The organism is Pseudomonas sp. GL_135 (assembly GCF_057834665.1).
In genome coordinates this window covers 497,501-511,204 of the sequence record NZ_CM174408.1, presented here as the reverse complement: position 1 = coordinate 511,204, position 13,704 = coordinate 497,501, and the positions used below count along the sequence as shown (strand labels likewise).

Annotated in this window: 9 protein-coding genes, 6 tRNA genes and 3 rRNA genes (1 of these 18 running past the window's edge); all 18 read right to left on the bottom strand. The window is 53.9% G+C overall.

Going from position 1 to position 13,704, the window contains the following annotated elements; genetic code table 11:
- Positions 1 to 57: 57 nt before the first annotated feature.
- Entirely contained in the window at positions 58 to 4,131 is a 4,074-nt protein-coding gene (gene rpoB, locus AC3ISG_RS02290; RefSeq protein ID WP_074891745.1) for a DNA-directed RNA polymerase subunit beta, read from the bottom strand.
- Positions 4,132 to 4,352: 221 nt separating this feature from the next.
- Positions 4,353 to 4,718, bottom strand: coding sequence for a 50S ribosomal protein L7/L12 (gene rplL / locus AC3ISG_RS02285; RefSeq protein ID WP_019409897.1), 366 nt, complete (start codon positions 4,716 to 4,718; stop codon positions 4,353 to 4,355).
- 78 nt (positions 4,719 to 4,796) lie between these two features.
- Entirely contained in the window at positions 4,797 to 5,297 is a 501-nt protein-coding gene (rplJ, locus tag AC3ISG_RS02280; RefSeq protein WP_489298425.1) for a 50S ribosomal protein L10, read from the bottom strand.
- 197 nt (positions 5,298 to 5,494) lie between these two features.
- A complete protein-coding gene (rplA, locus tag AC3ISG_RS02275) occupies positions 5,495 to 6,190 on the bottom strand; it encodes a 50S ribosomal protein L1 (RefSeq protein ID WP_122536823.1) in 696 nt (231 codons plus the stop codon).
- Positions 6,191 to 6,622 (bottom strand): 50S ribosomal protein L11, encoded by a 432-nt coding sequence (gene rplK / locus AC3ISG_RS02270; RefSeq protein WP_037017696.1) that lies wholly within the window; start codon positions 6,620 to 6,622, stop codon positions 6,191 to 6,193.
- Positions 6,623 to 6,741: 119 nt separating this feature from the next.
- Positions 6,742 to 7,275, bottom strand: coding sequence for a transcription termination/antitermination protein NusG (gene nusG, locus AC3ISG_RS02265; RefSeq protein ID WP_003317113.1), 534 nt, complete (start codon positions 7,273 to 7,275; stop codon positions 6,742 to 6,744).
- A gap of 9 nt (positions 7,276 to 7,284) precedes the next feature.
- The gene (gene secE / locus AC3ISG_RS02260; RefSeq protein WP_122536821.1) at positions 7,285 to 7,653 is read right to left on the bottom strand and encodes a preprotein translocase subunit SecE; all 369 of its coding nucleotides are present in this window, start codon (positions 7,651 to 7,653) and stop codon (positions 7,285 to 7,287) included.
- Positions 7,654 to 7,697: 44 nt separating this feature from the next.
- A tRNA-Trp gene (locus tag AC3ISG_RS02255) sits at positions 7,698 to 7,773 on the bottom strand.
- A 175-nt stretch (positions 7,774 to 7,948) separates the two neighbouring features.
- A tRNA-Thr gene (locus AC3ISG_RS02250) sits at positions 7,949 to 8,024 on the bottom strand.
- 26 nt (positions 8,025 to 8,050) lie between these two features.
- Positions 8,051 to 8,124 (bottom strand) — tRNA-Gly (locus AC3ISG_RS02245).
- 27 nt (positions 8,125 to 8,151) lie between these two features.
- A tRNA-Tyr gene (locus tag AC3ISG_RS02240) sits at positions 8,152 to 8,236 on the bottom strand.
- 147 nt (positions 8,237 to 8,383) lie between these two features.
- Positions 8,384 to 8,815 carry a hypothetical protein gene (locus AC3ISG_RS02235; RefSeq protein WP_489299442.1) on the bottom strand — a complete coding sequence of 144 codons (432 nt, stop codon included), beginning with the start codon at positions 8,813 to 8,815 and terminating at the stop codon, positions 8,384 to 8,386.
- A 60-nt stretch (positions 8,816 to 8,875) separates the two neighbouring features.
- Positions 8,876 to 9,832: a bifunctional biotin--[acetyl-CoA-carboxylase] ligase/biotin operon repressor BirA gene (gene birA, locus AC3ISG_RS02230; protein ID WP_489298424.1), complete on the bottom strand. Its 957-nt coding sequence runs from the start codon at positions 9,830 to 9,832 to the stop codon at positions 8,876 to 8,878.
- Positions 9,833 to 10,019: 187 nt separating this feature from the next.
- A 5S ribosomal RNA gene (gene rrf / locus AC3ISG_RS02225) occupies positions 10,020 to 10,135 on the bottom strand.
- Positions 10,136 to 10,281: 146 nt separating this feature from the next.
- Positions 10,282 to 13,172, bottom strand: a 23S ribosomal RNA gene (locus tag AC3ISG_RS02220).
- Between the two features lie 233 nt (positions 13,173 to 13,405).
- Positions 13,406 to 13,481: transfer RNA gene (locus AC3ISG_RS02215), tRNA-Ala, on the bottom strand.
- 10 nt (positions 13,482 to 13,491) lie between these two features.
- Positions 13,492 to 13,568: transfer RNA gene (locus tag AC3ISG_RS02210), tRNA-Ile, on the bottom strand.
- A gap of 121 nt (positions 13,569 to 13,689) precedes the next feature.
- Positions 13,690 to 13,704: ribosomal RNA gene (locus tag AC3ISG_RS02205) — 16S ribosomal RNA — on the bottom strand (it continues 1,522 nt past the right edge of the window).
- The 16S, 23S and 5S rRNA genes sit together here with 2 tRNA genes alongside, the layout of an rRNA operon.

Genomic DNA, 13,704 nt, shown 5'->3' with positions numbered 1-13,704 from the left:
TCCTCCTGGCGGAGCAGAGGGCAGTCATACCGACCCACCCTCGATTCGCGTCACGTGTTATTCGGTTTCCAGATCGATATCGATACCGAGCGAACGGATTTCTTTGATCAACACGTTGAAGGACTCGGGCATGCCCGGCTCCATACGGTGATCGCCGTCCACGATGTTCTTGTACATCTTGGTACGGCCGTTCACGTCGTCCGACTTCACTGTGAGCATTTCTTGCAGAGTGTACGCCGCGCCATATGCTTCCAGCGCCCAGACTTCCATCTCCCCGAAACGCTGACCACCGAACTGAGCCTTACCACCCAGCGGCTGCTGGGTAACCAGGCTGTACGAACCAGTGGAACGCGCGTGCATCTTGTCGTCCACCAAGTGGTTCAGCTTCAGCATGTACATGTAGCCAACGGTGACCGGACGCTCAAACTTGTTACCGGTACGGCCGTCAAACAGCTGCATCTGGCCACTGTCCGGCATGTCCGCCAGGCGGAGCATTGCCTTGATTTCGGATTCCTTGGCCCCGTCGAATACCGGGGTAGCCATCGGAACGCCGCCACGCAGGTTCTTCGCCAGATCCAGAATTTCCTGATCAGACAGGTCATCAAGATTTTCCTGACGGCCGCCAATCTCGTTGTAGATCTCGTTCAGGAACTTGCGCAGCTCAACAACTTTACGCTGCTCTTCAAGCATGCGGTTGATCTTCTCGCCCAACCCTTTAGCCGCGAGGCCCAGGTGGGTTTCGAGAATCTGACCAACGTTCATACGCGAAGGTACACCCAACGGGTTGAGGACGATATCTACCGGCGTACCGTTGGCATCGTGCGGCATGTCTTCAACCGGCATGATCACGGAGACCACACCTTTGTTACCGTGACGACCGGCCATCTTGTCGCCCGGCTGGATGCGGCGGCGGATCGCAAGGTAGACCTTGACGATCTTCAGCACGCCTGGAGCAAGGTCATCGCCCTGCTGCAGCTTGCGCTTCTTGTCTTCGAACTTGTCGTCCAGCAGACGGCGGCGATCAACAATGTACGCCTGAGCTTTCTCGAGCTGCTCGTTCAGCGCATCTTCGACCATGCGCAGCTTGAACCACTGACCGTGTTCCAGACCGTCCAGAACTTCGTTGGTGATTTCCTGCCCTTTTTTCAGGCCGGCACCACCTTCAGCGGTACGACCTACCAGCGCAGAACGTAGACGCTCGAAGGTTGCGCCTTCAACAATGCGGAACTCTTCGTTCAGATCCTTGCGGATCTCGTCGAGCTGGCTCTTCTCGATGGACAGCGCACGAGCATCACGCTCAACGCCATCACGAGTGAAGACCTGAACGTCAATGACGGTGCCTTTGGTACCAGTAGGTACGCGCAAGGAGGTGTCTTTAACGTCGCTGGCTTTCTCACCGAAGATTGCGCGCAGCAGCTTCTCTTCCGGAGTCAGCTGGGTCTCGCCCTTAGGAGTGACCTTACCTACCAGAATGTCGCCAGCGCCTACTTCCGCACCAACATAAACGATACCGGCTTCGTCCAGCTTGTTCAGTGCCGCTTCACCCACGTTAGGGATGTCAGCAGTGATCTCTTCAGGCCCGAGCTTGGTATCACGCGCCACACAGGTCAGTTCCTGAATGTGGATCGTGGTGAAGCGGTCTTCCTGGACAACACGCTCGGAAAGGCAGATGGAGTCTTCGAAGTTGAAGCCGTTCCACGCCATGAACGCGATGCGCATGTTCTGGCCCAACGCCAGCTCACCCATATCGGTGGACGGGCCGTCAGCCATGATGTCACTGCGCTGAACGCGATCACCCTTGCTCACCAGCGGACGCTGGTTGATGCAGGTGTTCTGGTTCGAACGCGTGTATTTGGTCAGGTTGTAGATGTCGACACCGGCTTCGCCTGTCTCGACTTCGTCATCTGCGACACGAACCACGATACGGCTGGCATCTACCGAGTCGATCACGCCGCCACGACGAGCCACGACGCAAACGCCGGAGTCACGTGCGACGTTGCGCTCCATGCCGGTACCAACAAGCGGCTTGTCAGCGCGCAGTGTTGGAACAGCTTGACGCTGCATGTTCGAACCCATCAACGCACGGTTGGCGTCGTCGTGCTCAAGGAACGGGATCAGCGATGCTGCGACCGATACAACCTGCTTCGGCGAAACATCCATCAGGGTGACGTCTTCCGGCGCCTTGACGGTGAACTCGTTCAAGTGACGAACGGCAACCAGCTCGTCGATCAGGATCTTCTTGTCGTTCATCGCGGCAGAAGCCTGGGCAATGACGTGATCCGCCTCCTCAATCGCTGAGAGGAAAACGATTTCGTCTGTTACCAGAGCGTCTTTAACCACGCGGTACGGGCTTTCGAGGAAGCCGTACTGGTTGGTGCGCGCGTATGCCGCCAAGGAGTTGATCAGACCAATGTTCGGACCTTCCGGCGTTTCAATCGGGCATACACGACCGTAGTGAGTCGGGTGTACGTCACGAACTTCAAAGCCAGCACGCTCACGCGTCAGACCACCAGGGCCGAGTGCAGAGACGCGACGCTTGTGAGTGATCTCGGACAGCGGGTTGTTCTGGTCCATGAACTGGGAAAGCTGGCTGGAGCCGAAGAACTCTTTCACCGCTGCCGCAACCGGCTTGGCGTTGATCAGGTCCTGAGGCATCAGGCCTTCGCTTTCCGCCATCGACAGACGCTCTTTAACCGCACGCTCAACACGCACCAGACCTACACGGAACTGGTTCTCGGCCATCTCGCCTACGCAACGAACGCGACGGTTACCGAGGTGATCGATGTCATCGACGATGCCTTTACCATTACGGATGTCGACCAGGGTCTTCAGCACTGCAACGATGTCGTCTTTGTGCAGGACGCCCGAACCTTCGATCTCGGTACGACCGATACGACGGTTGAACTTCATCCGACCTACAGCCGACAGATCGTAGCGCTCTGGGCTGAAGAATAGGTTGTTGAACAAGGTCTCGGCGGCATCCTTGGTAGGTGGCTCGCCAGGACGCATCATCCGATAGATTTCGACCAGGGCTTCAAGCTGATTGCCGGTCGAGTCGATCTTCAGGGTGTCGGAGATGAAAGGACCGCAGTCGATGTCGTTCGTGTACAGCGTCTCGATACGGACAACCTGAGCCTTGGCAATTTTTGCCAGGATCTCGGTGTTCAGCTCGGTATTGCACTCGGCAATGATTTCACCGGTCGCAGGATGCACAATCGCCTTGGCGCTGGTGCGACCGATGACGTAGTCGAGCGGAACTTCAAGGGTCTTGATGTTCGCTTTTTCGAGCTGGTTGATGTGGCGAGCCGTGATACGACGGCCTTGCTCAACAATCACCTTGCCCTTGTCGTCCAGAATGTCCAGAACGGCAATTTCGCCACGCAGGCGCTGAGGCACCAACTCCAGATTCAGGTTCTCGCCCTGAACGTGGAATACGTTGGTGGTGTAGAAGGCATCCAGCACTTCTTCTGTGGTGTAACCCAGCGCACGGAGCAGAACCGATGCAGGGAGTTTGCGGCGACGGTCGATACGTACGAAGACACAATCCTTCGGATCGAATTCGAAGTCCAGCCACGAACCACGGTAAGGAATGATGCGAGCCGAGTACAACAGTTTGCCAGAACTGTGCGTCTTGCCGCGGTCGTGGTCAAAGAACACGCCCGGAGAACGGTGCAGCTGGGAAACGATCACTCGTTCGGTACCGTTGATAACGAAGGTACCGTTCTCAGTCATCAGGGGGATTTCACCCATGTAGACTTCTTGCTCTTTGATGTCCTTGATCGCTTTATTCGACGATTCTTTGTCGAAAATGATCAGGCGTACTTTTACCCGCAAAGGTACGGCGTACGTCACACCGCGGAGCACGCATTCCTTGACATCAAAAGCCGGTTCGCCCAGACGATAACCCACATACTCCAAAGCAGCATTGCCGGAGTAGCTGATGATCGGGAAAACAGATTTGAAGGCCGCATGCAGGCCCACGTCGCGGAACTGATCTTTAGTCGCTCCCGCTTGCAAGAATTCACGATACGAATCCAGCTGGATGGCCAGGAGGTAAGGCACATCCATGACGTCCGGCAACTTGCTAAAGTCCTTGCGGATACGTTTTTTCTCAGTATATGAGTAAGCCATCAGCGTTCCCCAGCTTGGTCACCTGCTTGTTTGGCTCCTCCCGACGGGAGCAGCCAGAAAAATCTTGCGAACCCCATGGTTCGCGCCACCGTTCAAGGTGGGTAGATCACGTAATCAGCGCTAACCAAATCAGCTGCCAACAACGGAAAAAGGCCGGTGGCAGAAGCCACCAGCCATCAGCCTTTCGCTTAACGCTTGGGCTGGAAACGCAAAGTCGATGCTTACTTCAGCTCGACTTTAGCGCCTGCTTCTTCCAGGGTAGCCTTGGCTTTGTCAGCAGCGTCTTTAGCCACTGCTTCCAGGACCATTGCTGGAGCGCCGTCAACGACTGCCTTGGCTTCTTTCAGGCCCAGACCGGTCAGTTCACGAACTGCTTTAATGACGTTAACTTTCTTCTCGCCAGCTTCCAGCAGCATGACGTTGAATTCGGTTTGCTCTTCAACAACGGCAGCAGCAGCAGCTGGGCCAGCGGAAGCAGCAGCAGCGCTAACACCGAATTTTTCTTCGAATGCTTTGATCAGCTCTACAACCTGCAGAACGGACATTTCAGCTACGGCGTTGAGGATATCGTCTTGAGAGATAGACATGACTCTAATTCCTGAATTGGGGGACGGCCTACGCGACCATCGAAATAAACAAAAATGCGCGAGAGGAAGTGCCTGCCCTTAGGCTGCAGCGGCTTCTTTCTGTTCGCGGACGGCCGCCAGAGTACGAGCGAGCTTGCTGGTAGCGCCTTGAATAACGCTCATCAGCTGCGAAATCGCTTCGTTGCGGGTCGGCAATGTTGCCAGTACGTCGATCTGATTAGGTGCGAGGAACTTGCCCTCGAACGCAGCTGCCTTGATCTCGAACTTATCCTGACCTTTAGCGAACTCTTTGAACAAACGGGCAGCAGCGCCTGGGTGTTCATTGGAGAACGCGATCAAGGTCGGGCCGGTGAACACGTCGTTGAGGACACTGTACTCAGTGTCAGCAACGGCGCGCTTAAGCAGGGTGTTACGTACGACACGCACGTATACGCCAGCTTCACGAGCCTCTTTACGGAGTCCGGTCATCGCGCCTACTGTCACACCGCGGGCATCAGCCACAACAGCAGACAGAGCGTTTTTGGCAGCCTCGTTGACTTCAGCGACGATGGCCTTCTTGTCTTCGAGTTTAATTGCCACGGGTTTAACTCCTGCTTGTTACCGTTTCATCTGACCTGAGTCGGATGTCGTTTTGGTGTCTGATTCGGTAAGGAACCGGGAGCACCATCTGCGTAGGCTTGAGGTTTAAGGCTTTCGCCGCCTACGGTCTTGGATAGCCCCCGCCAGGCAGGGACCCCAATTTTCGCAATGGTACGGTTACCCGCGCCATGCCAGTCTTACGCGTCCAACGAACCCTGGTCGATGACCAAGCCTGGGCCCATAGTGGTGCTCAGTGTTACGCGCTTAACGTAGATACCTTTCGAGGAAGCAGGCTTGATACGCTTCAGATCGGCGATCAGCGCTTCAACGTTCTCACGCAGCTTGTCTGCATCAAAGCCGACCTTGCCAACGGAGGTGTGGATAATGCCGTTTTTGTCGGTGCGATAACGAACCTGACCAGCCTTGGCGTTTTTCACGGCAGTGGCTACGTCTGGAGTAACGGTACCGACTTTAGGGTTAGGCATCAGGCCGCGCGGGCCGAGGATCTGACCCAACTGACCAACAACACGCATGGCATCCGGGGATGCAATAACGACGTCATAGTTCAGATCGCCGCCCTTCATTTCAGCAGCCAAGTCGTCCATACCAACGCGATCAGCGCCGGCAGCCAGAGCAGCTTCAGCAGCTGGACCCTGAGTAAATACTGCGACACGAACGGTCTTGCCAGTCCCGTGCGGCAGCACGGTAGCGCTACGTACGACCTGGTCGGATTTACGAGGATCAACACCGAGGTTCACAGCAACGTCCACAGACTCACTGAACTTTACAGTCGACAACTCAGCCAGCAGAGCAGCGGCTTCGTTGAAGTTATAAGATTTGCCAGCTTCGACTTTCGAAGCGATGGCTTTTTGGCGCTTAGTCAGCTTAGCCATTTACACACCCTCCACGTTAAGGCCCATGCTACGAGCAGAACCGGCGATGGTGCGCACGGCGGCGTCCATATCAGCAGCGGTCAAGTCGGCATTTTTTGCCTTGGCGATTTCTTCCAGCTGGGCACGGGTTACAGTGCCAACTTTTACGGTGTTCGGACGAGCCGAGCCGCTGGTCAAGCCAGCTGCTTTTTTCAGCAGTACCGAAGCCGGGGTGCTTTTGGTTTCAAAGGTGAAGCTGCGGTCACTGTAAACGGTGATGATCACAGGAGTCGGCAGACCTGGCTCAATACCCTGAGTACGGGCGTTGAACGCTTTGCAGAATTCCATGATATTCACGCCGTGCTGACCCAGTGCAGGACCAACAGGCGGGCTTGGGTTAGCCTGAGCGGCTTTCACTTGAAGCTTGATGTAAGCGGTAATCTTCTTGGCCATGAGGCACTCCAATTACGGGTTCTAGCGCCTCGAAAGGCTCCCCGGTTACTTGCGCGTTTATCCCGGTGACGAAAAAACCCCACAGCCCAGGGCTGCGGGGTATGGGATTCTGAGCTCAGTTACGCCTTTTCGACCTGACTGAACTCCAGCTCCACCGGAGTGGAGCGTCCGAAAATGAGCACCGCCACTTGGATCCGGCTCTTCTCGTAATTGACCTCTTCGACGGTACCGTTGAAATCAGCAAACGGACCATCTGTAACACGGACGACTTCGCCCGGCTCGAACAGAGTCTTTGGCTTCGGCTTGTCGCTGCCATCGGCAACGCGACGCAGAATTGCCTCAGCTTCTTTATCGGTAATAGGGGCCGGCTTGTCTGCCGTACCACCAATGAAACCCATGACACGAGGAGTGTCCTTGACCAAGTGCCAGGTACCCTCGTTCATGTCCATCTGGACAAGCACATAGCCAGGGAAGAATTTGCGTTCGCTTTTGCGTTTCTGGCCGTTACGCATTTCCACTACTTCTTCAGTAGGGACCAGAATTTCGCCGAAGCCATCTTCCATGCCTGCAAGCTTTACACGCTCAACCAGTGAGCGCATGACATGCTTCTCGTAACCCGAGTAGGCATGCACTACGTACCAACGCTTAGCCACGGGACACCCTTAGCCGACAATCAAGGAAACAAGCCAGCCGAGCAGGGAATCTAAACCCCACAACAGCAGCGCCATAACGAGAACCACTGCAACCACGATCAAAGTGGTCTGGGTAGTCTCTTGACGCGTAGGCCACACGACTTTACGAATCTCAGCGCGAGCTTCCTTGGCCAAAACAAAGAAAGCCTTGCCCCGCCCAGTCTGCAAAGCCACATAGGCTGCCACGGCGGCGATCACAAGCAGGGCAAGAACGCGATACAGGATTGGTTGCGCGGAGTAGTATTGATTTCCAACGACACCCACGACCACCAGAAGCACTACGACAAGCCACTTCACGAGATCAAAACGGGAGTCTTGGGCTTCAGCCTTTGGATTCATCTACTAAAATCCTGTGAAAAGAAAGCCAGATACTTTGGAGAATCTGGCAGGTCAGGAGGGAATCGAACCCCCAACCTACGGTTTTGGAGACCGTCGCTCTGCCAATTGAGCTACTGACCTAAAAGCAAAATCAGGCCGACCATTATGCGGACCTGACAGGAAGATTTCAACAGCAACTCGACAACTACTATCGTGCAGGCCGATTCACTGCAGCACTACCTCACCAAGAGCTTGAAAACCATGGCATTCGTAGCACCTAAAACAAAGGCAGATACTCACATATCTGCCTTAGTAATGGAGCTCTTGAGCGGATTTGAACCGCTGACCTCACCCTTACCAAGGGTGTGCTCTACCAACTGAGCTACAAGAGCAAAACACATTGCACAACCAGAAAACTTGGAGCGGGTAGCGGGAATCGAACCCGCATCATCAGCTTGGAAGGCTGAGGTTCTACCACTAAACTATACCCGCTGAGCCTTGCTGCTTACGCTCAAAATATGGTGGAGGGGGAAGGATTCGAACCTTCGAAGTCGTAGACGTCAGATTTACAGTCTGATCCCTTTGGCCGCTCGGGAACCCCTCCTAAGCGAGGCAGCATTCTATATCATGCCACCCTTCTGTCAATCTTTTTCTCAATAAAAACTTGAGGTTACGAGCATTGACCGTCGCCGCATCAGCACCTATCAGTTGATCTGCACTGCGAAGCGGGCGCCATTCTATTCAAACTATTCTATGGTTGCAATGCCTCACATGACATTATTTCATTTTTTAGCGTGGGAAAATCCCTGCGGAGCTCGGCGACTAGCACATCGCTCACCAGCCGCCTACTCGCAGGCACAATCTTCAGCCAATACCCGCCGCCTTGATGATCCAGGCGCTCACCCAAGTGAGTGTCAATATCCAATGCAACAAGGCGCTGCTCGAGAAGCGTAATTTCAGCCTGCTTGGGGGTGCCGCCTAGGTATAGGCATTTCTCTTGGTCTGCGGCGATGCGCGCGTTAGCACAATTTAATGCCGACTCGCTAAGCAGCCGAATATCCTGGCCGTATGCTCGATGAGTGAGCAGCGGCTCGACTTCTTTGGGGCGCAGCGGCGCATCCTGCTGATGCCAGACAAAATAAAGCCCGTTCAACATGAGCAACAACAAAAATGCCCAAGGCATACCCACCTCATAATCGATATGCATTCGGATGCATGCCTACCTATTAACCCTGATTTCTACCTAATTCTGCTGAAGCCTCAGACTTACCTCCCCCCCGCTGAAGTGCTCCTCCCGGCCACCTACCTTCAGCCTTAGCGCCCCGTCGTCACCAACTCCCAGGACAACACCCTGAGTGATCGTCGCGCCCGCAGTAAGAGCGACCACAAGCCCTTGCCACAAGTGCTTCTCCTCCCAATCTCTCCGGTAGGCCGCGAAGCCCTTTTCCTGATGACCAGCGAGATATGCTCTGAGATTCCGACTTAGCGCGCAAGCAACCTTGTTCCGGTCCTGGACAAGCCCGAGCTCCAGAGCCAATGAAGTCCAAGCCTGGTCTACATTAATGGATTCACGCATATTGACGTTGATGCCAACACCAATTACCACATGACACACATTGGCAGGATCGCCGGTTAGCTCAAGCAGCACTCCAGCAAGTTTCTTACCGCCGACCAGAATGTCATTGGGCCATTTCAGCCCCGCAGTATCAATACCGAGCTCTCTCAGCGTATCTACCACAGCAAGTCCTACTAGAAGACTCAGACCATCCAGGCGACGCGTCCCGCCATCCATACGCAAGGCGAGGCTGTAATAGAGATTTTCAGCGAAAGGACTTACCCAATGACGGCCACGCCTGCCACGGCCAGCTGTCTGCTGCTCTGCGAGAACCAAGCAAGGAAGTTCAGCGTCTGAATTGGCCACTCGCATGGCTTCAGCATTAGTTGAGTCGATCGTTTCGTGAATCCTGCACGCCCAGCCCAACCCCATATGCTCACGACGCAAAGCCTCATCATCCAACAATGACAGCGGCGAGGCCAACCGGTAGCCACGACCGCGCACCTTGTAAATTTCTATCCCGAGGTCAGCCTGGACCTGCTGCAACTTCTTCCAGACCGCACTCCGGCTGACCCCCAGCGCAAGCCCCAGATCCTCACCGGAGTGAAATGCCCCGTCTCCAAGTAGCTTTAGCAATGTATGCATGAGTGGGAGCGCCTGGCAGTAAGACGCGCATGATAGCCATACAGGCGACTCACGCAAGCGTAAGTTTCAAGGCCCAAGCCGTCAGCAACGCAGCTAGAGGACTGATTAATTGTGAGAAGTGATCGATAGTTTTCCGCGCACAAAACAAAACCCCATCTGCTTTCGCAAATGGGGTTTCGGAATTTAATCTTGACGATGACCTACTCTCACATGGGGAAACCCCACACTACCATCGGCGATGCATCGTTTCACTGCTGAGTTCGGGATGGGATCAGGTGGTTCCAACGCTCTATGGTCGTCAAGAAATTCGGGTACTGACTCGTCCTCTCGAACGCTTCAGCAAATCGGGTATGTGATCAAGGTACAGCTTGTGTGTTCGCAAACTTTCGTCTTCATGCGTCTTCACACACCGCAACCTGCTGTCTTTCTGCAGATTGCTTGGGTGTTATATGGTCAAGCCTCACGGGCAATTAGTATTGGTTAGCTCAACGCCTCACAGCGCTTACACACCCAACCTATCAACGTCGTAGTCTTCGACGGCCCTTCAGGGAACTCAAGGTTCCAGTGAGATCTCATCTTGAGGCAAGTTTCCCGCTTAGATGCTTTCAGCGGTTATCTTTTCCGAACATAGCTACCCGGCAATGCCACTGGCGTGACAACCGGAACACCAGAGGTTCGTCCACTCCGGTCCTCTCGTACTAGGAGCAGCCCCTCTCAAATCTCAAACGTCCACGGCAGATAGGGACCGAACTGTCTCACGACGTTCTAAACCCAGCTCGCGTACCACTTTAAATGGCGAACAGCCATACCCTTGGGACCGGCTTCAGCCCCAGGATGTGATGAGCCGACATCGAGGTGCCAAACACCGCCGTCGATATGAACTCTTGGGCGGTATCAGCCTGTTATCCCCGGAGTACCTTTTATCCGTTGAGCGATGGCCCTTCCATACAGAACCACCGGATCACTAAGACCTACTTTCGTACCTGCTCGACGTGTCTGTCTCGCAGTCAAGCGCGCTTTTGCCTTTATACTCTACGACCGATTTCCGACCGGTCTGAGCGCACCTTCGTACTCCTCCGTTACTCTTTAGGAGGAGACCGCCCCAGTCAAACTACCCACCATACACTGTCCTCGATCCGGATAACGGACCTGAGTTAGAACCTCAAAGTTGCCAGGGTGGTATTTCAAGGTTGGCTCCACGCAGACTGGCGTCCACGCTTCAAAGCCTCCCACCTATCCTACACAAGCAAATTCAAAGTCCAGTGCAAAGCTATAGTAAAGGTTCACGGGGTCTTTCCGTCTAGCCGCGGATACACTGCATCTTCACAGCGATTTCAATTTCACTGAGTCTCGGGTGGAGACAGCGCCGCCATCGTTACGCCATTCGTGCAGGTCGGAACTTACCCGACAAGGAATTTCGCTACCTTAGGACCGTTATAGTTACGGCCGCCGTTTACCGGGGCTTCGATCAAGAGCTTCGCGTTAGCTAACCCCATCAATTAACCTTCCGGCACCGGGCAGGCGTCACACCCTATACGTCCACTTTCGTGTTTGCAGAGTGCTGTGTTTTTAATAAACAGTCGCAGCGGCCTGGTATCTTCGACCGGCATGAGCTTACGGAGCAAGTCCTTCACCCTCACCGGCGCACCTTCTCCCGAAGTTACGGTGCCATTTTGCCTAGTTCCTTCACCCGAGTTCTCTCAAGCGCCTTGGTATTCTCTACCCAACCACCTGTGTCGGTTTGGGGTACGGTTCCTGGTTACCTGAAGCTTAGAAGCTTTTCTTGGAAGCATGGCATCAACCACTTCGTGTTCTAAAGAACACTCGTCATCAGCTCTCGGCCTTGAAACCCCGGATTTACCTAAGATTTCAGCCTACCACCTTAAACCTGGACAACCAACGCCAGGCTGGCCTAGCCTTCTCCGTCCCTCCATCGCAATAACCAGAAGTACAGGAATATTAACCTGTTTTCCATCGACTACGCTTTTCAGCCTCGCCTTAGGGACCGACTAACCCTGCGTCGATTAACGTTGCGCAGGAAACCTTGGTCTTTCGGCGTGGGTGTTTTTCACACCCATTGTCGTTACTCATGTCAGCATTCGCACTTCTGATACCTCCAGCAAGCTTCTCAACTCACCTTCACAGGCTTACAGAACGCTCCTCTACCGCATCACTTGCGTGATACCCGTAGCTTCGGTGCATGGTTTGAGCCCCGTTACATCTTCCGCGCAGGCCGACTCGACTAGTGAGCTATTACGCTTTCTTTAAAGGGTGGCTGCTTCTAAGCCAACCTCCTAGCTGTCTAAGCCTTCCCACATCGTTTCCCACTTAACCATGACTTTGGGACCTTAGCTGACGGTCTGGGTTGTTTCCCTTTTCACGACGGACGTTAGCACCCGCCGTGTGTCTCCCATGCTCGGCACTTGTAGGTATTCGGAGTTTGCATCGGTTTGGTAAGTCGGGATGACCCCCTAGCCGAAACAGTGCTCTACCCCCTACAGTGATACATGAGGCGCTACCTAAATAGCTTTCGAGGAGAACCAGCTATCTCCGAGCTTGATTAGCCTTTCACTCCGATCCACAGGTCATCCGCTAACTTTTCAACGGTAGTCGGTTCGGTCCTCCAGTTAGTGTTACCCAACCTTCAACCTGCCCATGGATAGATCGCCCGGTTTCGGGTCTATTCCCAGCGACTAGACGCCCTATTAAGACTCGCTTTCGCTACGCCTCCCCTATTCGGTTAAGCTCGCCACTGAAAATAAGTCGCTGACCCATTATACAAAAGGTACGCAGTCACCCAACAAAGTGGGCTCCCACTGCTTGTACGCATACGGTTTCAGGATCTATTTCACTCCGCTCTCCGCGGTTCTTTTCGCCTTTCCCTCACGGTACTGGTTCACTATCGGTCAGTCAGTAGTATTTAGCCTTGGAGGATGGTCCCCCCATGTTCAGACAAGGTTTCTCGTGCCCCGTCCTACTCGATTTCATTGACAAGAGATTTTCGCGTACAGGGCTATCACCCACTATGGCCGCACTTTCCAGAGCGTTCCGCTAATCTCAAATCAACTTAAGGGCTGGTCCCCGTTCGCTCGCCACTACTAAGGGAATCTCGGTTGATTTCTTTTCCTCAGGGTACTTAGATGTTTCAGTTCCCCTGGTTCGCTCCATACACCTATGTATTCAGTGTAAGGTAACTGTCTTATGACAGCTGGGTTCCCCCATTCAGACATCTCCGGATCACAGTCTGTTTGCCGACTCCCCGAAGCTTTTCGCAGGCTACCACGTCTTTCATCGCCTCTGACTGCCAAGGCATCCACCGTATGCGCTTCTTCACTTGACCATATAACCCCAAGCAATCTGGTTATACTGTGAAGACGACATTCGCCGAAAGTTTGCATTTCACAAACTTTACCTTAGCCTGGACACGCACCAGTGAAAGAGGTGCCCAGTCTATATTTCAATCACATACCCAAATTTTTAAAGAACGATCCAGTCAAAAGACCAGAAATCAACACTCATCATCCCAGTGGATGGAGCGCTCATTTCTAAGCTTTCACAATTCAGAAGCAGTTATGGTGGAGCCAAACGGGATCGAACCGTTGACCTCCTGCGTGCAAGGCAGGCGCTCTCCCAGCTGAGCTATGGCCCCATAACAAAATTGGTGGGTCTGGGCAGATTCGAACTGCCGACCTCACCCTTATCAGGGGTGCGCTCTAACCAACTGAGCTACAGACCCAATTTCGAGCTTGTAACTGTTAGCGTGAGCTATCAGCTTGGAGCTTAAAGCTGCTTCTATCGTCTTCTTCAATGAATCAAGCAATTCGTGTGGGAACTTGCGAAGAAGCTGAGTCTTCGATTAAGGAGGTGATCCA